Here is a 21,610-nt window from a genome sequence, read left to right as displayed (position 1 = left end):
TCATCTTCCTGTCGAGAGTCGTTAACGGGTAACCGTACGCATCGTGACGAATTCTTCTGCTGCCGTAGGATGCACACCAATGGTCTCGTCGAACTGCTGCTTGGTCGCGCCCGCCTTGAGCGCAATTCCCAAACCCTGAATGATCTCGCCAGCGTCTGGCCCGACCATGTGGCAACCCAGCACCTTGTCGGTCTCGGCATCCACCACCAACTTCATCAGGGTTTTCTCCTGGATGTCGGTAAGGGTCAGCTTCATGGCGCGGAAGCGGCTCTCGAAGATCTGTACCTTGTGCCCGGCCTCCAGTGCCTGCTCTTCGGTCAGGCCCACGGTGCCGATGGGGGGCTGGCTGAACACTGCCGTGGGGATGTTCTGGTAGTCCACCGGGCGATACTGTTCAGGTTTGAACAGGCGTCGTGCTACCGCCATGCCTTCGGCAAGAGCCACCGGAGTCAGCTGCACCCGACCGATCACATCGCCGATGGCCAGGATCGACGGCGCAGTGGTCTGATACTGCTCGTCAACGCGAATGTAACCGCGCGGGTCCAGCTCCACACCAGTGTTTTCCAGGCCCAGACTGTCGAGCATCGGGCGCCGGCCAGTGGCATAGAACACGCAGTCGGTGATCAGCTCGCGACCGTCCTTGAGGGTGGCCTTGAGGCTGCCGTCTTCCTGTTTTTCGATGCGCTGGATATCGGCATTGAACTGCAAATCCAGGCCGCGTTTCTCCAGCTCTTCTTTCAAATGAGTACGGACCGAACCATCGAATCCGCGCAGGAACAAATCGCCGCGATAGAGCAAGGTGGTATTGGCGCCCAGACCCTGGAAGATCCCGGCAAACTCAACGGCAATGTAACCGCCGCCCACCACCAGCACGCGACGTGGAAGCTCCTTGAGGTAGAACGCCTCGTTGGAGGTGATGGCCAGTTCCTTGCCTGGGATATCCGGCACCTGCGGCCAACCGCCGGTGGCGATCAGGATGTGTTTGGCGCTGTAACGCTGACCTTCTACTTCCACTTCGTTGGCCGCGGTGATGCGCGCATGGCCTTGCAGCAAGGTCACACCACTGTTGACCAGCAGGTTGCGATAGATACCGTTGAGGCGCTCAATCTCGCGGTTCTTGTTGGCGATCAGGGTGCCCCAGTCGAAATGACCTTCTTCCAAGGTCCAGCCGAAGCCTGCGGCTTGTTCCAGTTCATCGGCGACGTGGGCACCGTAAACCAGCAGCTTCTTGGGTACGCAGCCGACGTTGACGCAGGTACCGCCCAGGTAGCGGCTCTCGGCCACTGCCACTTTTGCGCCAAAGCCCGCGGCGAAGCGCGCCGCGCGCACACCGCCGGAACCGGCGCCTATCACGAACAGATCAAAATCGTAGGCCATGTATTCAGTCTCCTTGGCTGGCGCTCAGCATACCGCCGTTGGCCGCCACAAACAAAAAAGCCACCCCGAAGGATGGCTCGTCGACCTGCAGGGGCGAATCAGTACGCCTTGCCGGCCTTGTAGAAGTGCTCGAAGCAGAAGTTGGTCGCCTCGATGTAGCCTTCGGCACCACCGCAGTCGAAACGCTTGCCCTTGAACTTGTAGGCGATCACGTTACCTTCGGCCGCCTGCTTCATCAGCGCGTCGGTGATCTGGATCTCGCCACCTTTGCCCGGTTCTGTCTGTTCGATCTTCTCGAAGATGTCCGGCGTCAGGATGTAACGACCGATGATCGCCAGGTTGGAAGGTGCGTCTTCCGGCTTGGGTTTCTCGACCATGGAGTCTACGCGGAAGATCCCGTCCTTGATCTCTTCACCGGCGATGACGCCGTATTTGTTAGTTTCTTGCGGATCGACTTCCTGGATGGCGACGATCGAGCAGCGGTACTTCTTGTACAGCGCAACCATCTGCGCAAGCACGCCATCGCCTTCGAGGTTGACGCACAGGTCGTCCGCCAGCACCACCGCGAACGGCTCGTCACCGATCAACGGACGACCAGTGAGAATGGCGTGGCCCAGGCCTTTCATTTCGGTCTGGCGGGTGTAGGAGAACGAGCACTCGTCCAGCAGGCGACGGATACCGACCAGGTATTTTTCCTTGTCGGTGCCCTTGATCTGGTTTTCCAGCTCGTAGCTGATGTCGAAGTGGTCTTCCAGGGCGCGCTTGCCGCGGCCGGTGACGATGGAAATCTCGTTCAGGCCAGCGTCCAGTGCCTCTTCAACGCCATACTGGATCAGTGGCTTGTTGACCACTGGCAGCATTTCCTTGGGCATGGCTTTGGTAGCAGGCAGGAAGCGAGTGCCGTAACCGGCTGCCGGGAACAAGCATTTCTTGATCATAAACGTCCTTAAACAAAGGCAGACACTGTGGAATTCGGCGCAGTCTAATCAGGCGGCAGTCACCTTACAATGCCCCGCCTGTGGCCGACCGATGGGAACATAGAGATAACCCAGTGTAGATAGTTCCTACGGATCGTGAAGAATACGACCGGCAACGACTACCGGTATACGCTTCAGCCCCCTGTTCCCTGCCCGATCAACACACCCTCCACCGTCTGTCCATACAAATTCACGCCATCGTTGGCGTGAAACTTCAACCGGGTTTTCTCGATGGATCCCTCCACCAGTCTTGGATCCTGGGGGCGTTCATGACGGTTGATCCACGCCGCCACGTCCCAGGCTTCCTGATCGCTCAGGCTGCCTGGTTTGCCCAGGGGCATGTTGTGCTTGATGAAAGACGCAGCCGTGTTGATCCGGTGCATGCCGGCACCCCAGTTGTAGGACTCCTGGCCCCATAACGGCGGCATCACGTAATCACCGGCCACTTTTTGCCCTTCACCCTCGTCACCATGACAGATCGCGCATTGCTCGCGGTAGACCTGCTGGCCGCGCTTGAAGTCGTAGCCGCCCTGCGGCTGAGCCACGTCGGGATAACCGCGACCGGCCATTTCCACCCCCGTTGGGGCGTTGTTCGACAGCCAGTAGGCATACACCGAAAGGGCGGTCATCTGCGGACTGTCGGCCGCCGGCGGTTTGCCGTTCATACTGAACTGGAAACAACCCTGGATGCGTTCGGCATAGGTATTCACCTTGTCGTTCTTCTTGCGATACGCCGGGTACATTGGATAAGCACCCCACATCGGCGCAGAATTGGCCAAGCGCCCCTGGTCTAGGTGGCAATTGCTACAATTCATGCCGTTACCCACAGCTTCAGGCATCAAACGACGCGTATCGACGAACAGTGCATGACCTTCGCGGACCAGCTTGCCAAAAGCATTGTCCGGCAACTTGCTTTCAGCGGGTGGCACAAACTGAGCAGAGGTCTGCCCAGGTGCAATTTTAAGCTGGGACTGATCTTCCATGGCGATAGGCGCCGCCAGGGCATTAGCCACGCCCCACAGCAGCAACGATGGCATCAGCATTTTCATGGCTTGGCCTCCGGGCTGGCAGGGCTGGCGGGGCTGGCGAAGTACTCGGCAATAGCCTTGACCTCCTCCTCGGTCATGGCCTTGGCCACATTCACCATCAACTGATTGGGGTCATTGCTGCGGCTGCCGTCGCGCCAGCCGTTCAGTTGTGCCACCAGGTAACTGGCCGGCTGCCCGGCCAATGCTGGAAAATGTTCGCCAACTCCGCTGCCACCCGGACCGTGGCATTGCACGCAACCGGGTATCTGTCTGGTCCAGTCGCCGTAGAGGGCCAGGCGCGTGGTGGCGTCGTCGGCGATCTGTTGGCGACGCTGGCCGGGCGCCGGGTTGCCGGGCAGGCTGGCCAGATAGAGGCTGACCGCGGTGATTTCTTCCTCGCTCAATGCCTTGGCCAGCGGCTCCATCACCGCCTGCTTGCGACTGCCATCTCGCCAATCATGCAATTGTTTGCTGAGATAACCGGCCGGCAGGCCCGCCAACCGCGGAAACCCAGCGGCGGCAATGCCGTTACCATCAGCGCCATGACAACTCAGGCAGGCCATGGCAGCGGGGTTGGATCCGCCCTGGGTGAAGACTTTCTGGCCATCGGCGGCATGCGCCATTGGCCAGGCGAAGACCAGCATGCTGCTGATCGCCACTCGACTGAACGGGCTCATCACGAATCTCCATTTCTTTTGTTATAAGCTTAGGCTTAAAAAACATAAGCAAATGGATACTAGCCCCGCCCAGACGCTCGTAACAACGCCATCCCCTTCCAAAGGGCGATCATTGACCTGTTAACTGCGTTTCAGTTGAGCCAGATCAACTGCCCGAGATGCATTTGGTCGCTGCCGTGCGCACATCGCCCAGGCGCAGCGGGAAGTTGTTCAAGCGCTCATGCAGCTTGATGCTGCTGCCGCTGCCGCGTTTGTCAATGTCCACCAACGCTGCGGGCCCGGCACCGGATGTAAGCTTCTGCGGCACGATCAAACGCAGGCCGTCGTCACGTTTTTCCTCGATCAGCGGATCGCGGGTTTCGGTCAGTTCTTGTTTCACACAATCGGCATACTCGCGCGGCGATTTGCCGGAAATCACGTCGAGGGTTTCGTGTGACTGCTCAAGCTCCGATACGCTGACACACCCCCCCAGCGCCAGGGACAACGCCGCAACCATCCACTTCATTTGCAACACCTCAGCTATCAGGAATGGGTTCGACCACAGTCAGGCACTTTTGCTCCGTGCTTTGGCAGATTTATCCGTCACCCTGCCATCAGGCGCGGCAGCAAGTCCCGACATCGTGGTATCGTTCACGTTTGCAGAGCCAGACCTTGCGGAGCACCCCATGAAATTCGTACACCAGCGCGAGCACCTCAACGAGGACGATATCGTCGTCATCGAGTGTTCTCAGCGCTGCAATATCCGCCTGATGAACGACGCCAACTTCCGCAGCTTCAAAAATGGCGGTCGACACACTTATCACGGCGGCCACTTCGAGCGTTTCCCGGCCAAGATCACGGTACCCAGCACCGGTTTCTGGAACATCACCATCGACACCGTGACCACTCGCCCGATCTCGGTAACGCGCAAGCCAACCTTGACCCACAAGATCAAGATCATCCGTCGCTCGTCGTCGAAACTCAGATAAGACCGCCATGACCCAGAACATCAAATACGTCATCAAATACAAGCTCGACGGCGAGCGCCGCTGGGATTTCGCCGTGATGCCCGACGCCTCGCACGAGCAGGCGATGGATGCCCTGCGCAAGATTCATGGCGAGGACGCCGACAAGATCAGCGACATACAGGTAAGCAAGGCACTTTAAGGCAGCTCGCCAAGGAGAACCGCATGAGCAACTGGCCCGACCGTCGTATTCTCGATCTGCTGGGCATCGAGTTGCCCATCCTTCAGGCGCCCATGGCCGGTGCCAGCGGTTCGGCCATGGCCATCGCCGTGGCCCGTGCCGGCGGCCTGGGCGCCTTGCCTTGCGCCATGCTCACGGGCGAACAGATTCGCGGGGAAATTGCTGCTTTTCGCAGCGCGTGCCCAGGCCGCCCACTGAACCTCAACTTCTTCTGCCACCAACCGCCCGAACCCGACAGCGAGCGCGATGCACGCTGGAAGCAGGCGCTCCAGCCTTACTATGAAGAGCTTGGTGCCGATTTCGAGGCGCCCACCCCGGTCTCGAACCGCGCGCCTTTCGATGAGCAGAGCTGCCAATGGGTCGAACACTTGTGTCCTGAAGTGGTGAGCTTCCACTTCGGGTTGCCTGAAGCGGCAATGCTGCAACGGGTAAAAAGCGCAGGGGCCAAGGTCTTGTCCAGCGCCACCACGGTCGAAGAAGCCCTCTGGCTAGAAGCCAACGGCTGCGACGCAATCATCGCCATGGGCTACGAAGCCGGCGGCCATCGCGGCATGTTCCTCAGTGAAGACATCACCAGCCAGGTCGGCACCTTCGCCCTGGTGCCGCAGATTGCCGACGCGGTGGAACTGCCGGTAATCGCTGCGGGCGGCATTGCCGATCATCGTGGCCTGGTCGCGGCGCTGGCCCTGGGCGCAAGCGCCGTGCAGATCGGTACGGCTTATCTGTTCTGCCCCGAGGCCAAGGTGTCCCCAGCCCACCGCCGTGCGTTGAATAGTGCATCGGCCAGCGACACGGCCCTGACAAACCTGTTCACCGGGCGCCCGGCACGCGGCATCAACAACCGCATCATGCGTGAGCTGAAGCCGATGAGTGCACTGGCGCCACGCTTCCCGCTGGCCGGGGGCGCGCTGATGCCGCTTCGGGCGATCAGCGAACCTCAGGGTAGTAGCGACTTCAGCAACTTGTGGTCGGGGCAAGCGTTGCGCTTGGGCCGGCACGCCCCGGCTGAGCAACTGACGCGAGAAATTGCCAATAAGGCGTTGGCGATTGTCGGGCGCTGAAAAGATACAGCCTGAACAGCCCCTTCCCGGCCAATGGCTTATCGCTATATAGTCATCGCTATAACGATAACCTCAAGGAGCTGTCTTCATGCGTATCCGCCTGTCCCACCTGACCGCCACCGCCCTGGCCAGCCTGGTCACCCTCAACAGCGCCTGGGCCGACGAGGTACAGGTTGCGGTCGCCGCCAACTTCACTGCGCCGATCCAGGCCATCGCCAAGGACTTCGAAAAAGACACTGGCCACAAGCTGATCGCCGCCTATGGCGCGACCGGGCAGTTTTACGCACAGATCAAGAATGGTGCGCCGTTCGAAGTGTTCCTTGCCGCTGACGAAAGCACCCCGGCCAAACTCGAGCAAGAGAAGGAAATCGTCCCAGGCTCGCGCTTCACCTACGCCATCGGCACCCTGGCCCTGTGGTCGGCCAAGGACGGTTACGTGGATGCCAAGGGTGAAGTGCTGAAGAAGAACGAGTACCAGCACCTGTCCATCGCCAACCCGAAAGCCGCGCCATACGGCCTGGCCGCGACTCAGGTGCTGGACAAGCTGAAACTGACTGAAGCCACCAAGGCCAAGATCGTCGAAGGCCAGAACATTACCCAGGCCTTCCAGTTCGTTTCCACCGGCAACGCGGAACTGGGTTTCGTCGCCCTGTCGCAGATCTACAAGGACGGCAAGGTGACCAACGGCTCAGCGTGGATCGTGCCTTCCAACTTGCATGACCCGATCCGCCAGGACGCCGTGATCCTCAACAAGGGCAAGGACAATGCCGCTGCCAAGGCGCTGGTCGAATACCTGAAAGGCCCTAAAGCGGCTGCAGTGATCAAATCTTACGGTTATGAGCTCTGATGCCACTCGATGCCAGTGACCTGGGGGCAGTCTGGCTGACCATCAAGCTGGCCAGCCTGACCACCCTGATTCTGCTAATCATTGGCACTCCTATCGCCTGGTGGCTGGCGCGCACGCGCTCTTGGCTACGCGGGCCAGTGGGCGCGGTGGTGGCACTGCCATTGGTGCTACCACCGACAGTCATCGGTTTTTACCTGCTGATCGCCCTCGGCCCGCATGGCTGGATAGGCCAGGCCACCCAGGCGCTGGGCCTGGGTAGTGTGGTGTTCAGCTTCACCGGCCTGGTGATCGGCTCGACGGTGTATTCCATGCCGTTCGTGGTGCAGCCTCTGCAAAACGCCTTCGGCGCCATTGGCCAGCGCCCGCTGGAAGTTGCCGCAACGCTGCGCGCCAGCCCGTGGGACACCTTCGTCCACGTGGTGCTGCCGCTGGCGCGGCCGGGTTTCGTTACCGCCAGCCTTCTCGGCTTCGCCCATACCGTGGGCGAGTTCGGCGTGGTGCTGATGATCGGTGGCAACATTCCGGACAAGACCCGCGTGGTCTCGGTGCAGATCTTCGATCACGTCGAGGCCATGGAATATTCGCAAGCCCACTGGCTGGCCGGTGCCATGCTGGTGTTCTCGTTCCTGGTGCTGCTCCTGCTGTACGCTGGGCGCCGCGGCAAGGCTGGCTGGAGCTGAAATGAGCGGATCGATTGTGGCGCGCCTGAAACTGGCCCGCGACGACTTCACCCTGGATGTCGACTTGCAACTGCCTGGACGTGGCATCAGCGCGCTGTTTGGTCACTCAGGTTCGGGCAAGACCTCATGCCTGCGCTGCCTGGCCGGGCTGGAGCGGGCTGCCAGCGCGTACATCGAAGTCAATGGCGAAGTGTGGGAAGACAGCGCACGCGGCTACTTTCAGCCCCCCCACCTGCGGCCGGTGGGCTACGTATTCCAGGAGGCCAGCCTGTTCCCGCATTTGTCGGTGCGCGGCAACCTGGAGTTTGGCTGGCGGCGGATTGCCCCCGGCGAACGCAAAGTCAGTCTCGATCAGGCGTGCCAATTGCTAGGCATCGGACACCTGCTTGAACGCAAACCGGCCACCTTGTCCGGTGGCGAGGCCCAACGCGTCGGGATTGCTCGTGCATTGCTCAGCAGCCCGCGCCTGCTGTTGATGGACGAACCTCTGGCCGCGCTGGACGGGCCACGCAAACGCGAAATCCTGCCTTACCTGGAGCGGCTGCACGACGAACTGGACATCCCGCTGGTGTACGTCAGCCATGCTCAGGACGAAGTGGCACGGCTGGCCGACCACCTGGTGCTGTTGGAGCAAGGCAAGGCCATGGCCAGCGGGCCAATCGGTGAGACGCTGGCCCGCCTGGACCTGTCGCTGGCCCAGGGCGAGGACGCTGGCGTGGTGTTCGAAGGCTTGGTGGTCGGCCACGACCCGTATTACGACTTGCTTGATCTGCGCCTGCCCGGCAACGATGCCACTGTGCTGCGCATCGCTCACCCGGCGCACAGTATGGGCAGCACCTTGCGCGTCAAGGTGCAGGCCCGCGACGTGAGCCTCGCGCTGGCGGCAGACAGCGCTTCGAGCATCCTCAACCGATTGGCGGTGCGAGTCAAAGAGGCGTGCCCGGCAGACAACCCGGCGCATGTACTGGTCAGCCTGGATGCCGGCGGCAACGCATTGCTGGCACGCATCACCCGCTTTTCGGCGGATCAGCTCGGCCTGCATCCCGGTCAGGCGCTGTACGCTCAGATCAAGTCGGTGGCGCTGTTGGGCTGAGCATCAAGCGATCAGCCGCTGTCCATTGCTCAGAGACCTGATCGAGGCCGCCGCAATGCTCGACTGCACCCTGCCCCCCAGCCTGCATTATGTTGACGACAGCCAGCCCGGCCTGAGCCGGCGCCGATGGCGCGACCGCTTCATCTACCTCGATACGCAGGGCCAACGGGTGCGCGATGCTGAAACCCTGGCGCGCATCGCGGCGCTGGTCATCCCCCCTGCCTACACCGATGTGTGGATCTGCGCCGATCCGCAAGGCCACCTGCAAGCCACAGGGAAGGATGCACGTGGCCGCAAGCAGTACCGTTACCATGCGCAGTGGCGCGAACTGCGCGATCAGCACAAGTATGGGCGGATGCTGGCATTCGCCCAAACGTTGCCCAAGCTTCGCGCGCAACTGGAAGCCCATCTGGCCCGACCCGGGCTGGACCGGGAGAAGGTCATGGCCCTGGTCGTCAGCTTGCTGGACCACACGCTGATCCGCATTGGCAACCAGCGCTATCTGCGCGACAACAAGTCCTATGGGCTGACTACCCTGCGCAACCGCCATGTAAAAGTCGAAGGCAGTACCATCCGCTTCCAGTTCCGAGGCAAACGCGGCGTGGAGCACAACGTCACCCTGCGTGATCGGCGCCTGGCAAACCTGCTCAAACGCTGCATGGAGCTGCCTGGGCAGGCGCTGTTCCAATACTTGGATGAAAACGGCCAGCGGCACAGCATCGGTTCCAGTGAGGTCAACCAGTTTCTACAGCAGCTCACGGGTGCTGACTTCACCGCCAAGGATTACCGCACCTGGGCGGGTAGCAGCCTGGCGCTGAGCCTGCTCAGGCCCTTGGCTTGGGAGCCGGAGAGCGAAGCCAAGCGCCAGGTTGCGGCCATCGTCAAGCAAGTCGCCGCACGCCTGGGCAATACCCCAGCCGTGTGCAGACGCTGCTACATCCATCCCGCGGTGCTTGAGCATTACGCGCTGGGCCGGCTGACAAACTTGCCAGGACGCCGCGTGCGCAAAGGCCTGGAGCCGGAGGAGGTTGCCCTGCTGCTGTTTCTCCAGGCGCTCGAAGATGCACCCGATGATTGAGCGCGGCTATTTCTCTCATCGTTCAGAGAAATTTCCCATTCGGCCCGAAGCCCCCTATCCTTGCCAGCGAGCACCTCCACCGACACCCTTAATGCGTTCAACTTCGCTGCCTGCAACTCAAGATGGCCAACAGAATTTGATCTTCGGGGGAATTAATATCCGCCGAAAGCGTCTTTAATGAGAAGGAAGAGGGACAGGCTCCCACCGCTGCGGCACTTGGCCTGGCGGATTTCTACATCACCAAGGAGAACTACATGCTGATACTCACCCGTAAGGTTGGCGAAAGCATCGTCATCAACGATGACATCAAAGTCACCATTCTGGGCGTCAAAGGGATGCAGGTGAGGATTGGCATCGATGCACCCAAAGACGTTCAGGTGCACCGCGAAGAAATCTTCAAGCGCATCCAGGCTGGCAGCCCCGCGCCGGAAAAACACGACGACCAACACTGAGTGCTTCGCTTCAAGCCGCACGGATGCGCTTGATCGGGTGGTTGGTATACCCAGGCCTCAGGTGCCGAGCAGTTCGCGCACCTTGGCAATCATCCTGTCCATGTCGAACGGTTTGTCGAACACTGCGGCGAATAATTCCGGGCGTCCTTGGCTGGCCTGGGCGCCGCTCATCAGAATCACCGGCAGGTCGGGCAACTCCAATTCATCACGTATTGCCTTGGCAAGTTCTTCACCATTAAGCACCGGCATCATGTAGTCGGTGATCACCAACTCCACGCGCTTCTCCTTTAAAGCCTCCAAGGCCTTGCGCCCATTGCTCGCCTTTTCTACCAGAAACCCCTCATCCTCCAGGGCAAAGCCCAGGATATCGGCGATCAGGTATTCGTCATCGACGATCAGGATGGTGTTCATCTACTGGGCCCGTCACCCGCTCCCTTGCGGCACCGGTGTCCCCGAGAGCACGCCACATGCGCCCTTGAAAGCCTTGCACAGGCTGATCCCTTGCGAGTCGATGAGCAGCTCGTGCAACGCGGGGTCATGTTGGCTGTCGCGCACTTTCAAAATCGACAACATGCGCCGTAACTGGGACTCAAGCTCGACGAAGCGCATCAGCATGAGGTTGTCGACGATGCTCGACAGGTCAGGCGCCGGGGCGGTGATTTCCGAGCCGAACAGGTCGCGCATCTCCCAGGTGAGCATGACACTGACATCTCGCGCCCGCAGCTCGCCGGCCAGCGCTCGGAAGAACGCATTGAGCCGCGCAGGGTCGACAGCCAGGCGGCTGAACGCGCCTAGGCTATCGATCAACACACGCTTGCTGCCCTGCTGCTCGACAGATTCGAGCAGTCGCGCACCGACCTGGTCCAGCAACCCTTCGGTTGTCGGCTGCCAGCACAATTGCAAGGCGCCTTGGCGTTCCAGCTCGGTGAAATCGTAACCCAACGAGGCAGCCTTCAGGCGCAACCGCGCCGGTGTTTCGTAGAACCCGAAATGCAGCGCGGGCGCATCGCAGGTGGCGGCGCCTAGAAACGCCAGGCCCAAGGAGGTCTTGCCGATTCCCGACGGCCCCATCAAGAGGCTGACCGAGCCTGCGGTCAAGCCGCCGCCGAGCATTTCATCCAGTGCCGGCACTCCCGTGGTGACCCGCGACAATGTGGCCGAGCCAAACTGACTGGGGTGACTGTAGAGTGACTCAATGCGCGGATAGACATGCATCCCCGCCTCATCGATCAGGCATTCGTGGCGCCCAGACAGTGAGCCGCTGCCGCGCGTCTTGCGCAGCTGTACATGGCGCACGGCCCGGCTGCCCACAAGCTGCTCGCCCAATTCGATGACACCATCGACCATCGTGTGTTCCGGACTGCCCTCGTCCAACCGTGCGCTGGTCAGCAGTAGCACGGTACACCCTGCAAAGGCGGCATGGCCTTGCAGCTCCGAAACGAACTTCTTGGTGTCCAGCGTGGTTTCAGCGCGTACCCGGGCATTGAGCACGCCATCGACGATCAACAGGCTGGCCTGCTGCCGCACGATCTCCTGGCGGAGCAACTTGACCACAGCGTCCAGCCCTTCCTGTTCGAGGGTATCGAAGGCGCTGACGAATTGAATCTGGTCACCGATCAGAGCCGGGTCGAAAAAATCGAGGGTTGCCAGGTACTGGAACAGCCGCTCATGCGACTCGCTGAGCAAGGTCGCCACCAATACCCGGCCACCACTGCGCACATGGCCATAGGCCAACTGGTTGGCAAGAATGGTCTTGCCCGCCCCAGGCGGCCCTTGAACGATGTATGAAGCGCCCGCAATCAAGCCGCCCCTGAGCAGGGCATCGAGCCCTTCAATTCCCGTCAACAGTCGTTTGAGTGCCTGAACCATGATGGCTACCTGTGGGGTTGGGTATCGGCATCCTGCCGGGACGCTGGCAAATACAGGCGCATGCAGGTGCCCACGCCAACCGTGCTGTCCACAGTGATTGCACCATTGCTCTGCTTGGCGAAGCCGTAAGCCTGGCTGAGCCCAAGGCCCGTGCCCTTGCCGAAAGGCTTGGTGGTGAAGAAAGGCTCGAAAATGCGTAGCAGCACCTGCGGGTCGATGCCCGCCCCGTCGTCACGCACCTCGAAGCACACGAACGGACCGTGCATCCCGTCCACTTCACCGCTGAGCGCAACGGCATCGAGCGCAATGCAGATCGTGCCGCGCTCGCCGATTGCATCGCGGGCATTGAACAGCAGGTTGAGCAAAACCATCTGCAACTGCCCCGCGTCCACCTCGATGAAAGGCAAGTCAGGTTGCAGCCGCTCTTGCAGAACAATATCGCGCGGCAAGGCGTGCTCCAGCAGGTTTCGCGTCGAAGCCAGCACCGTAGCGGGCGCAATCAGGCTGACATCCAGCTGTCGATGGCGGGCAAAAGTGAGCAGTTGCTGGGTCAGTTCCGTCCCCCGCTGGCCCGCATCGAGAATGTGCTCGAGCATGCGCTGCACGCGAACAGGGTCTTGACTGCCAAGCGCCAACTTCGCCGAGGTGATGATGATGGTCAACAGGTTATTGAAGTCATGTGCCAGCCCGCCTGTCAGCTGGCCAAGCGCCTCAAGCTTTTGCGCCTGGAAGAGCTGCGCACGGATCGCGTCCAGTTGCAATGCCGATTCGCGTCGATCAGTGATATCGCGGGTAACCTTGGCCAGGCCGATGATCTGCCCCACGTCATCGCGGATAACATCAAGGGCAGCCAACGCCCAGAACTGCGTACCGTCCTTGCGCAGCCGCCAACCTTCATCCTGCGCCACACCCTCTTCCAAGGCCTGCTTGATCAGAAGGTCGGGGCGCCCCGCTGCGCAATCCTGGGGGGTGAAGAACAGCGAAAAGTGCCGGCCGATCACTTCCTCGGCACGGTAGCCCTTGATGCGCTCGGCCCCCGCATTCCAAGACACCACGCGGCCTGATGGGTCGAGCATATAGATGGCGTAGTCCACCACCGATTGCACCAGCTGCTCATAGCGGCTAGCGGGCATGACAGGGTGATCGATGCAGTCAGCCGAAACCATGCAAACTCCACAGGCGCAGCGGGAAGGACGTAGTGAGCTTAGCCAATACTACTCGCTTGGGTCAGGCTGTGTGGTAGCGGATCATCAATGCTCACGCTCGACGAGCACAGGACTGATCCGCCTCGGCATCGCCACCTTCAACAACCACAAACCCACGAGCGAGATCAGGCCGCCAGCGCCCAGCGTCATCAGCCGCTGTTTCAAGGGATGCTCGACATCAAAGCCGAGCATCAGCAGATACGCGCCTACACAGATCAGGCTGAAATAGAGGAAAGCCCCCATCAGCACTACCAGCATGAATAGCAAACGCCAGATCAGCCGTGGGCGGACAATGCGCCCGTGAGCCTTGGAAGTACTGCCCTGCGACATGGCAATTGCGCTCATTGGATCCAACCAGAAGGGCAACAGTGGCTTAATGGCAGCATGGTGTCAATTGCCCGTTAGATCACGTCTGCGTACCTTTGATCATAGGTGCTGTAGTTGACTCAAATATAACAATGGGTTATAAAGCGCCCTTGATTGCCAGGCCCTTCTGCTTAGAGGTGCGCCGGTCCAAGTGACCCTTTCAAGCGTGCGAGTGTGGTGGAATTGGTATACACAGCAGACTTAAAATCTGTCGGCGTGAGCCTTGCGGGTTCGAGTCCCGCCACTCGCACCATATTCCTTTAAAAAGGCGCCCATGTGGCGCCTTTTTGCTGTGCGGCGGAAATCCTTAGCGCAACTGCTAAAGTGGAGCTTGTCACAGCCCATTGGAATCTCGCCATGCGCTACTCCCTGTTTGCTGGTCAACGCGATGCCATCATCCTCATCGCCCGCATACTGCTGATGATCCTCTTCGTGATTTCCGGTTGGTCCAAGCTGACCGGGTTCGAAGGTACGGTCGGCTACATGACCTCACTGGGCGCCCCTGCCCCCATGCTTGCCGCAGCGGTAGCGGTGATCATGGAATTCTTCGTTGCGATCATTCTGATCCTGGGTTTCTACACCCGTCCGCTAGCTTTCCTGTTCGCTCTGTTCGTACTGGGCACGGCGCTGCTTGGCCACCCATTCTGGAACATGGTCGACCCTGAGCGCGCCGCCAACATGACCCAGTTCTTCAAGAACCTGAGCATCGTCGGTGGACTGCTGTTGCTTGCAGTGAGCGGCCCCGGGCGCTTCTCGCTCGACGGGCGTTGAATCAGTCGTCCAGATCGTCGTGTCAGGCTGGGTGATTGCGTTCGTCGTCATCAAAGTCATCCAGCCCCGCTTCGTCTTCCTCGACCTCATCCTCCGCACCCTGGGCGTCCGCCTCGGGATCGAAGTCTTCGTAGAGAAATTCGTGATCGAGCAGGTGATCGTGCTCGGGCTCGTGCAGGTCGTCTTCGTCGCGCATGGTCGCTCCTGGGAATAGGGTTCGCCTGTATAGGCGCATCGTCAGCCAGGGTCAATGAATTGTGGTTAATGCTGACTTAACCGGCGGGCTTCATCTTACAGACTTCCCTTCAAACGCTCCTTGCCCGCCGTCTTGGCGGGCTTTTTTTACGCGCCGCTCCATGAGCGGAAGAACGATCAGTCGAAGCTTCTCCCGCAGCGGCGCACATGCTCTTCACACTTTCTTGACACCTGTTCAGGCATGCTGACACTGCTTCGAACGTTCTTTAGGCCCGCCTTCAATTGTTGGCGGGTTTTTCTTGTCTGGGCGAACCACACCCAGGGAGCACTACGATCAGTTGATCGGCACGAGTTGCTCACGCTGGGCAGAGGTCAGGTCGTCAATTACGCCAACTTTCACGGATGGCTGGCCTGCATCCAAGGGCTTGCCCAAGTCAGCAGAGGCGACTTCAGGAAGCTTGTACATGGCACCGGTGAGCGGATCTACAATCAGCATGCCGATAAGCCCGCCGATGAGGATATTGCCCCAATACCAACCACTCAGGCTTGAGTCCAGCTCAACAGTCTTGTCCGGATAGCCTTCTTTCTTGAAGTGAAGCGTATACGTCTGGCCAGTGAAGTACCCCTTGCCTGATTTCAAGGTCACTGTACTGGGGGTATTTCCGGAATGAACAACAGTACCGTTCTTGTCGGTAACTTCAAACGAGGCGCCTGGCGGCGCACTGGATACCGCAACGGGGTAGCGTGAATCGCCAACGATACTCGCGCAACCCTGAACGTTTAGCATTGCAACAATTGCTGTCAACCCCATCATTTTCCGGAACGTCATCGGTACCACTCCATTGCGCCGTCATTGGCATGGCCGGGAATCGGCCGGCGTGGACTATACTGAAAGTGATATCACTTTGGAATCATCGGGCGCGCTTATGACTGGAGGCTGGACGTGGGCCTTCCTCCACCTTGAACTCAAGGTTTTTTCGCCCACAAAGAAAAACCCCGCAGAAGTTAATCTGCGGGGCTTTCGAATGGTGGAGGCCGAGGTCGGAATCGAACCGGCGTAGACGGATTTGCAAACCGATACAAGAGTCGCCGCCTCATGCATGCTGGAGGGAAAAATCAGTTCCAAAACGAATCAGGTTTTACCGGCCTGCAGCCCGCATTCTACAAGGGTCGCCGCAAAAGTTTTGGAACTGGTTTTTGCCACGTTTCTGCCGATAATGTGGCTTTGAGCGCTCCGCCATTTCGCCATCATCATCCTCGAGGATTTCGAATGCACAAGGATCCAGAAGTCGTTGTCACCAAGCAGCGCACCCTCCATACCTATTCCGAGTTATGGCATGCATCCAAATGCGTTCTTGATGTCGGGCTGGCTGAACCAGACGGCTGCTCGCGGCAGTTTCTCTCTAGCGCCCTCCTCACGGCTTTTTGTTTCGAGGCCTACATGAATCATCTCGGAGCGAAATATTTGCCGGTTTGGAAAGCTCTAGAGCGGCTGAGCCCCCTCGAAAAAATGGAGATGTTGTGCCACGAGTTTGACGTGAAGTTCCCACATGGCATGGGTGGCCGTCCGCTTCAGACCGTGGACAAGCTCTTCCGTTTCCGTAATGCAATTGCACACGGAAAAACGATGGATTTGAACTATAAAACCAAGGCTATGACAGTGAAGAACTACCAGGCCGAGCACGAGAAAATGCTGCTTGCTGACTGGGAGGTGCTTATCACCAACAGCGAATTTGCTCAGCGAGCTCGGGAGGATGTGCAAGCTGTTTTGACGAAGCTGCATGAGGCCTCTGGCGAAGATGATCTTCTGTTTTCATACGGGGCTAGCCTCCATAGCTCCACTCTAGTCATCAGTTGAGCACCAGCTTCCAGTACTGCAGCAGTAGCGTAAGAATCACCGCTCAGGCCGCGCAGTTCGCGGCCTATGCATCGAAGCTGTCTAATATGCATTGGCGAGTTTGAGCCACTTTCGACCAGTAAAACCGAAAAGCTCCTGCGCAGTTTTAGACACCCGGTGTACCCCATCCAGGCGTTCTGCCGACCACGATCCGTCCTGGCTCGTCTCCTCCCCACTCCTCCACTGATTCGTACTTGAACAGGCCGATGTGAAAGGCCTCCTCCACCTCCATCAACGCCCAGTACCTGGCCGCTTCGGTAAACTCCAGCATGTCTGCCAGCCCATCAGCGTCTACTTCCCGGCGGCGATGCGCGGCGTACGCCATCTCGCTGAGCACGGCGGCGCGCCCATCCGGATCGGTTACCAACGCCCCTTGGTCGTCGAGCTCCCAGAGCCACGCTTTCGGCAGCTTGCTCATTGCACCACCCTGCACCACCACGACTGCGCATATAGCACGCCGTCGACTTCCTCGAATCCCGTGATGTTTATCCCTAACGTCGCCATGCCGTTCACGCAAGCGTCGTGCAGTCGAGGGATGATGTCGCCGCTTGGGGTCGGGTTGAACACCCAGGCCTCGATGCAGGGGCGGCCGAGCACCTTGCTGTTGCCGTACTCGATGTGCACGTCTGCGCGCAAAGGCTGGACCTTGCGCAGCTTTTCAGCGGGAATGGCTACGCCGCGCTCACGCCGGCGAACGAGAAGGAAGTACATAGGGCACCAATACTGTATATCGATACAGTATCGTATAGATGGACACCGCTCCGGGCAATTGCCGTCCAGCGGTGCGATGGACAGGATAGTGGCAAAACGTTAGCGTCTCGGCCTGCTACGACCACTAGTGATGGCAACCAATCATGCGCTGAGGTACAGGATGAAAGAGATAATCCGAAGGATGCTTATCGTTCTTTGGCTGGCAGCCATTGCTACACATATTTTCAATATGTTTGACCGGGGAATTTTCCACCATGAGGTGTGGCAGATCTCGGCATTGCTCATGGTGCCTATCTGGGCGCTGCAGTTCATATTGCTCGGTATTGCAAACCCTCTTGCCCTCAAGCGTAAGGGCTAGGGTGGCGTCAGGGCGTCGTACTCACGCTCGCACTGCCGGCCGGCTGTCCGGGCTGCGTCATAAGCTTTCGCCAGGTCTCCCGCTCGTTCATCAGCCCGTGCGAGCAAGTCGGACAGCACCATAGCGGCGCGGGTGGCTGCCTGGCCTCGGGCGACAGCGGCGGTATCCGTGCCGGGGCAACTGACGGTGGCGGCGAGCTTTCCGGCTTCGTCGCGCAGCCGCTGGCCAGCAGCATCGGCGCCAGCAGCGCCAGCATCAGCAATCGTTCGTTCTTCCTGAGCATGGGCTCTCGCTTCCTCCTGCGCCGTGGCGCGTCGTTGTTCTTCCTGGCGGGCCGCACGCTCGCCGATCACTTCGGCCAGGCGGTCGCCGCTGTCTCGTTCTGCTGATGCCTGGGCGGCCTCGGCACGCTCCACCGACCGGCCGTGCTCATACACCAGCCAGTAGGAGCCCAGCAGCGCCAGCAGCAAAATCGACCTGAATGTCCACGACTTCATACCAGCGCCCTCCGGACGCCCTCATCGATGATCGACGGCGAGTACGGATTGCCGCCGTTCTCGTGGATGATGATGCTGACCACCATCCCGCGCAGGGTGGCTTGGTCCTTGATGTTGATCGGGTCGGTGGTGAGCACGCCCATGCGCTTGGCCACGGCGCCAGCGTAGGCCTGGGTGTCGTTCTCGTTACTCGGCGCCCAACGGCTGATGGTTTCGAGCACTGTGTCGATCCCCTTCCCGCCCACGCCGGGCATGCCGTCCTTGCCGCGGTAGTTGATCAGCAGCTTGCCCAGGGCGCGGATGCCGTTCTCGGGCGTGTCGAAAATGGCGAAGCGGCCACTAGGCTCTTTGCCGATCTGGCCCTGCCAGTCGTTGCGGGGGTTGAAGTCGATGTTGCCGGGGTTGCGATTGCGGATACCCCGAGGCTGCGAATGGGTCATGTGTTTTCTCCAGGCAAAAAAATACCGCCAGGCGGCGGTTGGTGGTTTCAGTTGTGATCAGGCCGGAGGGACAGGCCATTCAATATCTGAGGGGTAGCCCTCTTGCTCGGCCAGTCGATTCAGCGCAACACGGTAGCGCTTCCAGTCCTTCAGCAGTGCGACTTCCTGGTTCGTCGCCATATCAAGGTCGACGGCATCCTGCAAAGGCGCAATTGCCGCGTCGGCAGATACACGGCGCTGGGATACTTCTGCGCTGACCGTGGCCAGCAGGTGCGCAGAGGCCGCCTCGGTCTTCATCGCTGCCGTGATCACCTGCGACCAGTCGATAACGCCGGTTACGGCAACCTGCTCGACAGTCTCAAGCCCGGGCAACGATATCGGACCATCGTCCGGGTTGAGGATATCGACCGGGAAACGAGCCTGCTCAGGCGCGTCTGCCGCGTGAGGTAGCGTGAGCGTGATCACCAGGTCGCCACTCACTCGCTCGACGGGGACTGGGATGAATTCGTCGCCGACCGCTTCAGCCGGGAGTGACGCACCCTCAGTGAGTGGCGCCAGGTCATACGCCTTGCCATTGATGACCAGGGCGTCACCTAGCTTACTCACGGCGAGCAACAAGTCAGAACGAACTGGGGAAAGCTTGATAATCATCAGTACCACCTTCCAAATGCGGTGAGTTTTACTAGAACGGTGCCCGTCAGGTTGTTGGGCGCTGTATCGAGCACAAAAACACCGGTACCCGAGAGCGTTTGGGACGCGGTAGGAACAACTGACATGATGCGTCCGGACATGTAGGCAGTGCCCAGCACTCGCGGAAGATCCCCGACGAATGCCAGCGGGAATGCCCAGGATGTAGCACCGTAACTTCCAGAGCCGTAAGCGTTAGTCATCGCAATCGACGGAGTGGTGGTCACGCTGCAGATCAGCGTCCCGTCGGCAAGCTTGATGTATTCACCGTTGGCGTTGGCGCCCCGCTCGATAATTGCTCCAGTCGGAGCGCCAGAGACTTGGCTTACAGTCCCGACAATGTTGCCTGTGGTGAAGATTTCGTCCCATGGCCCCCAGGCCGTACCAGCGTTATTGCTGACACGAATCCAGTTGCGTGCTTTCAACAACGCGCCCGATGTTGCTGCACCGGCGTAGCTGACAGCCCGTTGCTCTCTTGAGCCACCTGTGTAGGTTTGCTGCGTCTCAATCCACCAGAAACCCACTCCGTAGGCTGGCGGCTTTGTGCCGGAACAGGCCGTTCCATAGAGGCCAACCGATCCTCCTGGCAAATTGTCGATGTTTACCGCGGCGTCATTGATGTATTGCCCGGACAGAGCACGCGCAGCGAAAACTGCCTCCTGTACTCGAACCAGCGAAGTGGTTGGCAGGCTGATTGCTCCAATCGCTTGCGCAACAGTGGCGGCCAACGTAGATGACGTCCCCAGCCCCAGGCCAGCTCTGGCGTCAGCCTGGTTTGCTCCGCCGGTCCCACCTTTAGCCACGGGCAAAATATCGTAGTTGCCAGTAGTGCCCAGCGCGGCGAGCTTATTTCCGTACTGATTCACCAGGGCACGAAGGGCGTCCGCAGAGTCTTTGACGTAGCCTTGCATCGGAGCAAGGCCATATCCGCCTGCCGAAACTGTCGCGCCTTGGTAGGCTGGCAAGATACTCAGAACCGTTGCGCTGGCGATATTGGCGACCTCATACCAGCGCCCGTCCGGCCCCTGGAAAGCATCGCCAACTCTGGCGTTTGCGGCGAAGTTGACACCGGTACCCACCACCGAAGTCTGGCCGGCCGTTATCGCGACCGTACCGGATCTATACCACGGCATAGTTATTACCTTCTAAATGATTAGACTTGACCCGCGCTTGGAATTTCCAACTATCATCACCGTGCGTTCAGTCGTAATCTGAAACATCCAACATGATGTAGTGATAGCTGGAGCAGTAAGTGTTTGGCACAGGGTTGGAGCTGAGCCTGTTGGCGTTATTGTAAGTTTGAACCCCTTGCAGCCTCACCATGGTAGCGCTCGGTTTGGATATGCAACTGGCGGCAATCGTTGCTATTGCCGAGGGGTCGGTTGGGTCGTTGGGAATTACCTGGTGAAATGACCAGGCCCAGAACACGCTCTGAATTACCGCCACTTTCTTTAGCGCGGGATAGGACCTATCAGTCGTGGGAAACGACCCGTCAGTAGACTTACCAGAAACTGCTTCCAAGACCCTCATGTATTTCATCCTGGAATCAAACACCACTGCGCCGGTGGCTTTGTTTTTCACCACCAACCCGTAATTGATCGCAAACCTCTGCCCCCTGCTGGCGACATCGAAGACGTAGACTTCAAACGGGTTCTGAGTGGTGGCCCAGAACGTCACGCGCAGGACGCCATTGATCAACTGACCCGACCAGCAAACCGCAACGTTGTTCGGCATCGATAGCGCTATGGTGGCTGTCGTGTAGCCTGGGAAGTCTCTGGTTATAAAGTAGATAATGCCGTTGGGGCCGCCCGCCTGGGACGTGGCCGTCAGCGTCAGCTTCTCGACCAGTGCCAGGTTGGCGTATGTGCCATCAATCTGAACAAAACCATTGGCGTTTTTGATTCGAAGTCCGTATTCGGCCATTCAATAAACCCCATACTGAACAACGGCGGGCGTCGGCGTATATCCAGCAATTGCCACGAATGTCCAAGTCACGGTGTTCCCGCTCACGCTGATCTCAGGCGTCGTTTGCATCGCATCGAAGTTGCTTGCGACAGGGCAGATGAAAAACGCGGCACCAAGGCCGCTGGGTACTGTAAAAGATCCGCTGGTCGTCCCGGTGCTAAAGGAGCCGATGGTCCTCGTTATACGATCCGTGA

At 59.5% G+C, this 21,610-nt stretch carries 29 protein-coding genes and 1 tRNA gene; 12 read left to right on the top strand and 18 right to left on the bottom strand.

Annotation, left to right across the window (positions count from 1 at the left end; all coding sequences use genetic code 11):
* Positions 1–21: 21 nt before the first annotated feature.
* The 5 genes from gorA to ACIQUF_RS00825 all read right to left on the bottom strand — a co-directional run bounded on the left by gorA (position 22) and on the right by ACIQUF_RS00825 (position 4,564).
* Positions 22–1,377: a glutathione-disulfide reductase gene (gorA, locus tag ACIQUF_RS00845; protein WP_403126955.1), complete on the bottom strand. Its 1,356-nt coding sequence runs from the start codon at positions 1,375–1,377 to the stop codon at positions 22–24.
* A 98-nt stretch (positions 1,378–1,475) separates the two neighbouring features.
* On the bottom strand, positions 1,476–2,315 hold the full coding sequence (galU, locus tag ACIQUF_RS00840) for a UTP--glucose-1-phosphate uridylyltransferase GalU (protein ID WP_060513464.1): 840 nt from the start codon (positions 2,313–2,315) through the stop codon (positions 1,476–1,478).
* Positions 2,316–2,488: 173 nt separating this feature from the next.
* Entirely contained in the window at positions 2,489–3,403 is a 915-nt protein-coding gene (locus ACIQUF_RS00835; RefSeq protein WP_403126952.1) for a c-type cytochrome, read from the bottom strand.
* On the bottom strand, positions 3,400–4,059 hold the full coding sequence (locus tag ACIQUF_RS00830; RefSeq protein WP_403126948.1) for a c-type cytochrome: 660 nt from the start codon (positions 4,057–4,059) through the stop codon (positions 3,400–3,402). The genes ACIQUF_RS00835 and ACIQUF_RS00830 overlap by 4 nt, the downstream gene beginning before the upstream one ends.
* Positions 4,060–4,204: 145 nt before the next feature.
* Positions 4,205–4,564 carry a hypothetical protein gene (locus tag ACIQUF_RS00825; protein ID WP_403126943.1) on the bottom strand — a complete coding sequence of 120 codons (360 nt, stop codon included), beginning with the start codon at positions 4,562–4,564 and terminating at the stop codon, positions 4,205–4,207.
* 160 nt (positions 4,565–4,724) lie between these two features.
* Between ACIQUF_RS00825 and ACIQUF_RS00820 the strand changes: the two genes are divergently transcribed.
* From ACIQUF_RS00820 to csrA, 8 genes are all read left to right on the top strand, one after another.
* A complete protein-coding gene (locus ACIQUF_RS00820) occupies positions 4,725–5,027 on the top strand; it encodes a DUF1883 domain-containing protein (protein WP_039602623.1) in 303 nt (100 codons plus the stop codon).
* A gap of 7 nt (positions 5,028–5,034) precedes the next feature.
* The gene (locus ACIQUF_RS00815; protein ID WP_403126939.1) at positions 5,035–5,205 is read left to right on the top strand and encodes a hypothetical protein; all 171 of its coding nucleotides are present in this window, start codon (positions 5,035–5,037) and stop codon (positions 5,203–5,205) included.
* 23 nt (positions 5,206–5,228) lie between these two features.
* Entirely contained in the window at positions 5,229–6,305 is a 1,077-nt protein-coding gene (locus tag ACIQUF_RS00810) for an NAD(P)H-dependent flavin oxidoreductase (RefSeq protein WP_403126936.1), read from the top strand.
* Between the two features lie 88 nt (positions 6,306–6,393).
* Positions 6,394–7,152, top strand: coding sequence for a molybdate ABC transporter substrate-binding protein (modA, locus tag ACIQUF_RS00805; RefSeq protein WP_403126933.1), 759 nt, complete (start codon positions 6,394–6,396; stop codon positions 7,150–7,152).
* Positions 7,152–7,832 carry a molybdate ABC transporter permease subunit gene (modB, locus tag ACIQUF_RS00800; RefSeq protein ID WP_403126930.1) on the top strand — a complete coding sequence of 227 codons (681 nt, stop codon included), beginning with the start codon at positions 7,152–7,154 and terminating at the stop codon, positions 7,830–7,832. Before modA ends, modB begins: the two co-directional genes overlap by 1 nt.
* Before the next feature lies 1 nt (position 7,833).
* Positions 7,834–8,925: a molybdenum ABC transporter ATP-binding protein gene (gene modC / locus ACIQUF_RS00795; protein WP_403126927.1), complete on the top strand. Its 1,092-nt coding sequence runs from the start codon at positions 7,834–7,836 to the stop codon at positions 8,923–8,925.
* Between the two features lie 55 nt (positions 8,926–8,980).
* The gene (locus ACIQUF_RS00790; RefSeq protein ID WP_403126925.1) at positions 8,981–10,003 is read left to right on the top strand and encodes a DNA topoisomerase IB; all 1,023 of its coding nucleotides are present in this window, start codon (positions 8,981–8,983) and stop codon (positions 10,001–10,003) included.
* Between the two features lie 254 nt (positions 10,004–10,257).
* Positions 10,258–10,455: a carbon storage regulator CsrA gene (gene csrA / locus ACIQUF_RS00785; protein ID WP_012315047.1), complete on the top strand. Its 198-nt coding sequence runs from the start codon at positions 10,258–10,260 to the stop codon at positions 10,453–10,455.
* A gap of 57 nt (positions 10,456–10,512) precedes the next feature.
* Here csrA and ACIQUF_RS00780 read toward each other — a convergent pair whose 3' ends face one another.
* The 4 genes from ACIQUF_RS00780 to ACIQUF_RS00765 form a co-directional block, all read right to left on the bottom strand.
* Positions 10,513–10,866: a response regulator gene (locus tag ACIQUF_RS00780; RefSeq protein ID WP_403126922.1), complete on the bottom strand. Its 354-nt coding sequence runs from the start codon at positions 10,864–10,866 to the stop codon at positions 10,513–10,515.
* 12 nt (positions 10,867–10,878) lie between these two features.
* Positions 10,879–12,324, bottom strand: coding sequence for an ATPase domain-containing protein (locus ACIQUF_RS00775; RefSeq protein ID WP_403126920.1), 1,446 nt, complete (start codon positions 12,322–12,324; stop codon positions 10,879–10,881).
* Between the two features lie 5 nt (positions 12,325–12,329).
* Complete coding sequence (locus ACIQUF_RS00770) at positions 12,330–13,490, bottom strand: nitrogen regulation protein NR(II) (RefSeq protein ID WP_403126917.1); 1,161 nt, start codon at positions 13,488–13,490, stop codon at positions 12,330–12,332.
* Positions 13,491–13,574: 84 nt separating this feature from the next.
* On the bottom strand, positions 13,575–13,874 hold the full coding sequence (locus ACIQUF_RS00765) for a hypothetical protein (protein WP_403126914.1): 300 nt from the start codon (positions 13,872–13,874) through the stop codon (positions 13,575–13,577).
* Between the two features lie 189 nt (positions 13,875–14,063).
* Between ACIQUF_RS00765 and ACIQUF_RS00760 the strand changes: the two genes are divergently transcribed.
* Together ACIQUF_RS00760 and ACIQUF_RS00755 are read left to right on the top strand one after the other, a co-directional pair.
* A tRNA-Leu gene (locus ACIQUF_RS00760) sits at positions 14,064–14,148 on the top strand.
* 104 nt (positions 14,149–14,252) lie between these two features.
* A complete protein-coding gene (locus ACIQUF_RS00755; protein ID WP_403126912.1) occupies positions 14,253–14,666 on the top strand; it encodes a DoxX family protein in 414 nt (137 codons plus the stop codon).
* A 22-nt stretch (positions 14,667–14,688) separates the two neighbouring features.
* Here the strand turns inward: ACIQUF_RS00755 and ACIQUF_RS00750 are convergent, their stop codons facing one another.
* On the bottom strand, positions 14,689–14,862 hold the full coding sequence (locus ACIQUF_RS00750; protein ID WP_403126909.1) for a hypothetical protein: 174 nt from the start codon (positions 14,860–14,862) through the stop codon (positions 14,689–14,691).
* Between the two features lie 333 nt (positions 14,863–15,195).
* Positions 15,196–15,690 (bottom strand): hypothetical protein, encoded by a 495-nt coding sequence (locus ACIQUF_RS00745; protein WP_403126906.1) that lies wholly within the window; start codon positions 15,688–15,690, stop codon positions 15,196–15,198.
* A 267-nt stretch (positions 15,691–15,957) separates the two neighbouring features.
* Between ACIQUF_RS00745 and ACIQUF_RS00740 the strand changes: the two genes are divergently transcribed.
* Positions 15,958–16,719, top strand: coding sequence for a hypothetical protein (locus tag ACIQUF_RS00740; protein ID WP_403126903.1), 762 nt, complete (start codon positions 15,958–15,960; stop codon positions 16,717–16,719).
* A 145-nt stretch (positions 16,720–16,864) separates the two neighbouring features.
* Here ACIQUF_RS00740 and ACIQUF_RS00735 read toward each other — a convergent pair whose 3' ends face one another.
* Together ACIQUF_RS00735 and ACIQUF_RS00730 are read right to left on the bottom strand one after the other, a co-directional pair.
* On the bottom strand, positions 16,865–17,176 hold the full coding sequence (locus ACIQUF_RS00735; protein ID WP_403126900.1) for a hypothetical protein: 312 nt from the start codon (positions 17,174–17,176) through the stop codon (positions 16,865–16,867).
* Positions 17,173–17,469, bottom strand: coding sequence for a hypothetical protein (locus ACIQUF_RS00730; protein WP_403126897.1), 297 nt, complete (start codon positions 17,467–17,469; stop codon positions 17,173–17,175). Before ACIQUF_RS00730 ends, ACIQUF_RS00735 begins: the two co-directional genes overlap by 4 nt.
* Positions 17,470–17,629: 160 nt before the next feature.
* On the opposite strand from ACIQUF_RS00730, the gene ACIQUF_RS00725 reads away from it, so the two are divergent.
* Complete coding sequence (locus ACIQUF_RS00725; protein ID WP_403126896.1) at positions 17,630–17,827, top strand: hypothetical protein; 198 nt, start codon at positions 17,630–17,632, stop codon at positions 17,825–17,827.
* On the opposite strand, the gene ACIQUF_RS00720 is transcribed toward ACIQUF_RS00725, so the two are convergent.
* The 5 genes from ACIQUF_RS00720 to ACIQUF_RS00700 all read right to left on the bottom strand — a co-directional run bounded on the left by ACIQUF_RS00720 (position 17,824) and on the right by ACIQUF_RS00700 (position 21,374).
* Positions 17,824–18,324 carry a DUF2514 domain-containing protein gene (locus ACIQUF_RS00720; RefSeq protein WP_403126893.1) on the bottom strand — a complete coding sequence of 167 codons (501 nt, stop codon included), beginning with the start codon at positions 18,322–18,324 and terminating at the stop codon, positions 17,824–17,826. The two genes, ACIQUF_RS00725 and ACIQUF_RS00720, sit on opposite strands and share 4 nt — an antisense overlap.
* Complete coding sequence (locus tag ACIQUF_RS00715; RefSeq protein ID WP_403126890.1) at positions 18,321–18,764, bottom strand: structural protein P5; 444 nt, start codon at positions 18,762–18,764, stop codon at positions 18,321–18,323. The genes ACIQUF_RS00720 and ACIQUF_RS00715 overlap by 4 nt, the downstream gene beginning before the upstream one ends.
* A 57-nt stretch (positions 18,765–18,821) precedes the next feature.
* On the bottom strand, positions 18,822–19,415 hold the full coding sequence (locus tag ACIQUF_RS00710) for a tail fiber assembly protein (protein WP_403126887.1): 594 nt from the start codon (positions 19,413–19,415) through the stop codon (positions 18,822–18,824).
* Positions 19,415–20,584 carry a hypothetical protein gene (locus ACIQUF_RS00705; protein WP_403126884.1) on the bottom strand — a complete coding sequence of 390 codons (1,170 nt, stop codon included), beginning with the start codon at positions 20,582–20,584 and terminating at the stop codon, positions 19,415–19,417. Before ACIQUF_RS00705 ends, ACIQUF_RS00710 begins: the two co-directional genes overlap by 1 nt.
* A 67-nt stretch (positions 20,585–20,651) precedes the next feature.
* Positions 20,652–21,374 (bottom strand): hypothetical protein, encoded by a 723-nt coding sequence (locus ACIQUF_RS00700; protein WP_403126880.1) that lies wholly within the window; start codon positions 21,372–21,374, stop codon positions 20,652–20,654.
* Between the last annotated feature and the right edge of the window lie 236 nt (positions 21,375–21,610).

The sequence above is a fragment of the Pseudomonas sp. NPDC090233 genome (assembly GCF_044772285.1).
Classification (GTDB): Bacteria; Pseudomonadota; Gammaproteobacteria; order Pseudomonadales; family Pseudomonadaceae; genus Aquipseudomonas.
This window is presented reverse-complemented; position numbering and strand designations above follow the sequence as displayed.

Excerpts from the sequence above, each read along its gene's own strand:
- gorA (WP_403126955.1), bottom strand. The coding sequence starts at position 1,377 with ATGGCCTACGATTTTGATCTGTTCGTGATAGGCGCCGGTTCCGGCGGT.
- galU (WP_060513464.1), bottom strand. The coding sequence starts at position 2,315 with ATGATCAAGAAATGCTTGTTCCCGGCAGCCGGTTACGGCACTCGCTTC.
- ACIQUF_RS00835 (WP_403126952.1), bottom strand. The coding sequence starts at position 3,403 with ATGAAAATGCTGATGCCATCGTTGCTGCTGTGGGGCGTGGCTAATGCC.
- ACIQUF_RS00830 (WP_403126948.1), bottom strand. The coding sequence starts at position 4,059 with ATGAGCCCGTTCAGTCGAGTGGCGATCAGCAGCATGCTGGTCTTCGCC.
- ACIQUF_RS00825 (WP_403126943.1), bottom strand. The coding sequence starts at position 4,564 with ATGAAGTGGATGGTTGCGGCGTTGTCCCTGGCGCTGGGGGGGTGTGTC.
- ACIQUF_RS00820 (WP_039602623.1), top strand. The coding sequence starts at position 4,725 with ATGAAATTCGTACACCAGCGCGAGCACCTCAACGAGGACGATATCGTC.
- ACIQUF_RS00815 (WP_403126939.1), top strand. The coding sequence starts at position 5,035 with ATGACCCAGAACATCAAATACGTCATCAAATACAAGCTCGACGGCGAG.
- ACIQUF_RS00810 (WP_403126936.1), top strand. The coding sequence starts at position 5,229 with ATGAGCAACTGGCCCGACCGTCGTATTCTCGATCTGCTGGGCATCGAG.
- modA (WP_403126933.1), top strand. The coding sequence starts at position 6,394 with ATGCGTATCCGCCTGTCCCACCTGACCGCCACCGCCCTGGCCAGCCTG.
- modB (WP_403126930.1), top strand. The coding sequence starts at position 7,152 with ATGCCACTCGATGCCAGTGACCTGGGGGCAGTCTGGCTGACCATCAAG.
- modC (WP_403126927.1), top strand. The coding sequence starts at position 7,834 with ATGAGCGGATCGATTGTGGCGCGCCTGAAACTGGCCCGCGACGACTTC.
- ACIQUF_RS00790 (WP_403126925.1), top strand. The coding sequence starts at position 8,981 with ATGCTCGACTGCACCCTGCCCCCCAGCCTGCATTATGTTGACGACAGC.
- csrA (WP_012315047.1), top strand. The coding sequence starts at position 10,258 with ATGCTGATACTCACCCGTAAGGTTGGCGAAAGCATCGTCATCAACGAT.
- ACIQUF_RS00780 (WP_403126922.1), bottom strand. The coding sequence starts at position 10,866 with ATGAACACCATCCTGATCGTCGATGACGAATACCTGATCGCCGATATC.
- ACIQUF_RS00775 (WP_403126920.1), bottom strand. The coding sequence starts at position 12,324 with ATGGTTCAGGCACTCAAACGACTGTTGACGGGAATTGAAGGGCTCGAT.
- ACIQUF_RS00770 (WP_403126917.1), bottom strand. The coding sequence starts at position 13,490 with ATGGTTTCGGCTGACTGCATCGATCACCCTGTCATGCCCGCTAGCCGC.
- ACIQUF_RS00765 (WP_403126914.1), bottom strand. The coding sequence starts at position 13,874 with ATGAGCGCAATTGCCATGTCGCAGGGCAGTACTTCCAAGGCTCACGGG.
- ACIQUF_RS00755 (WP_403126912.1), top strand. The coding sequence starts at position 14,253 with ATGCGCTACTCCCTGTTTGCTGGTCAACGCGATGCCATCATCCTCATC.
- ACIQUF_RS00750 (WP_403126909.1), bottom strand. The coding sequence starts at position 14,862 with ATGCGCGACGAAGACGACCTGCACGAGCCCGAGCACGATCACCTGCTC.
- ACIQUF_RS00745 (WP_403126906.1), bottom strand. The coding sequence starts at position 15,690 with ATGACGTTCCGGAAAATGATGGGGTTGACAGCAATTGTTGCAATGCTA.
- ACIQUF_RS00740 (WP_403126903.1), top strand. The coding sequence starts at position 15,958 with ATGCATGCTGGAGGGAAAAATCAGTTCCAAAACGAATCAGGTTTTACC.
- ACIQUF_RS00735 (WP_403126900.1), bottom strand. The coding sequence starts at position 17,176 with ATGAGCAAGCTGCCGAAAGCGTGGCTCTGGGAGCTCGACGACCAAGGG.
- ACIQUF_RS00730 (WP_403126897.1), bottom strand. The coding sequence starts at position 17,469 with ATGTACTTCCTTCTCGTTCGCCGGCGTGAGCGCGGCGTAGCCATTCCC.
- ACIQUF_RS00725 (WP_403126896.1), top strand. The coding sequence starts at position 17,630 with ATGAAAGAGATAATCCGAAGGATGCTTATCGTTCTTTGGCTGGCAGCC.
- ACIQUF_RS00720 (WP_403126893.1), bottom strand. The coding sequence starts at position 18,324 with ATGAAGTCGTGGACATTCAGGTCGATTTTGCTGCTGGCGCTGCTGGGC.
- ACIQUF_RS00715 (WP_403126890.1), bottom strand. The coding sequence starts at position 18,764 with ATGACCCATTCGCAGCCTCGGGGTATCCGCAATCGCAACCCCGGCAAC.
- ACIQUF_RS00710 (WP_403126887.1), bottom strand. The coding sequence starts at position 19,415 with ATGATTATCAAGCTTTCCCCAGTTCGTTCTGACTTGTTGCTCGCCGTG.
- ACIQUF_RS00705 (WP_403126884.1), bottom strand. The coding sequence starts at position 20,584 with ATGCCGTGGTATAGATCCGGTACGGTCGCGATAACGGCCGGCCAGACT.
- ACIQUF_RS00700 (WP_403126880.1), bottom strand. The coding sequence starts at position 21,374 with ATGGCCGAATACGGACTTCGAATCAAAAACGCCAATGGTTTTGTTCAG.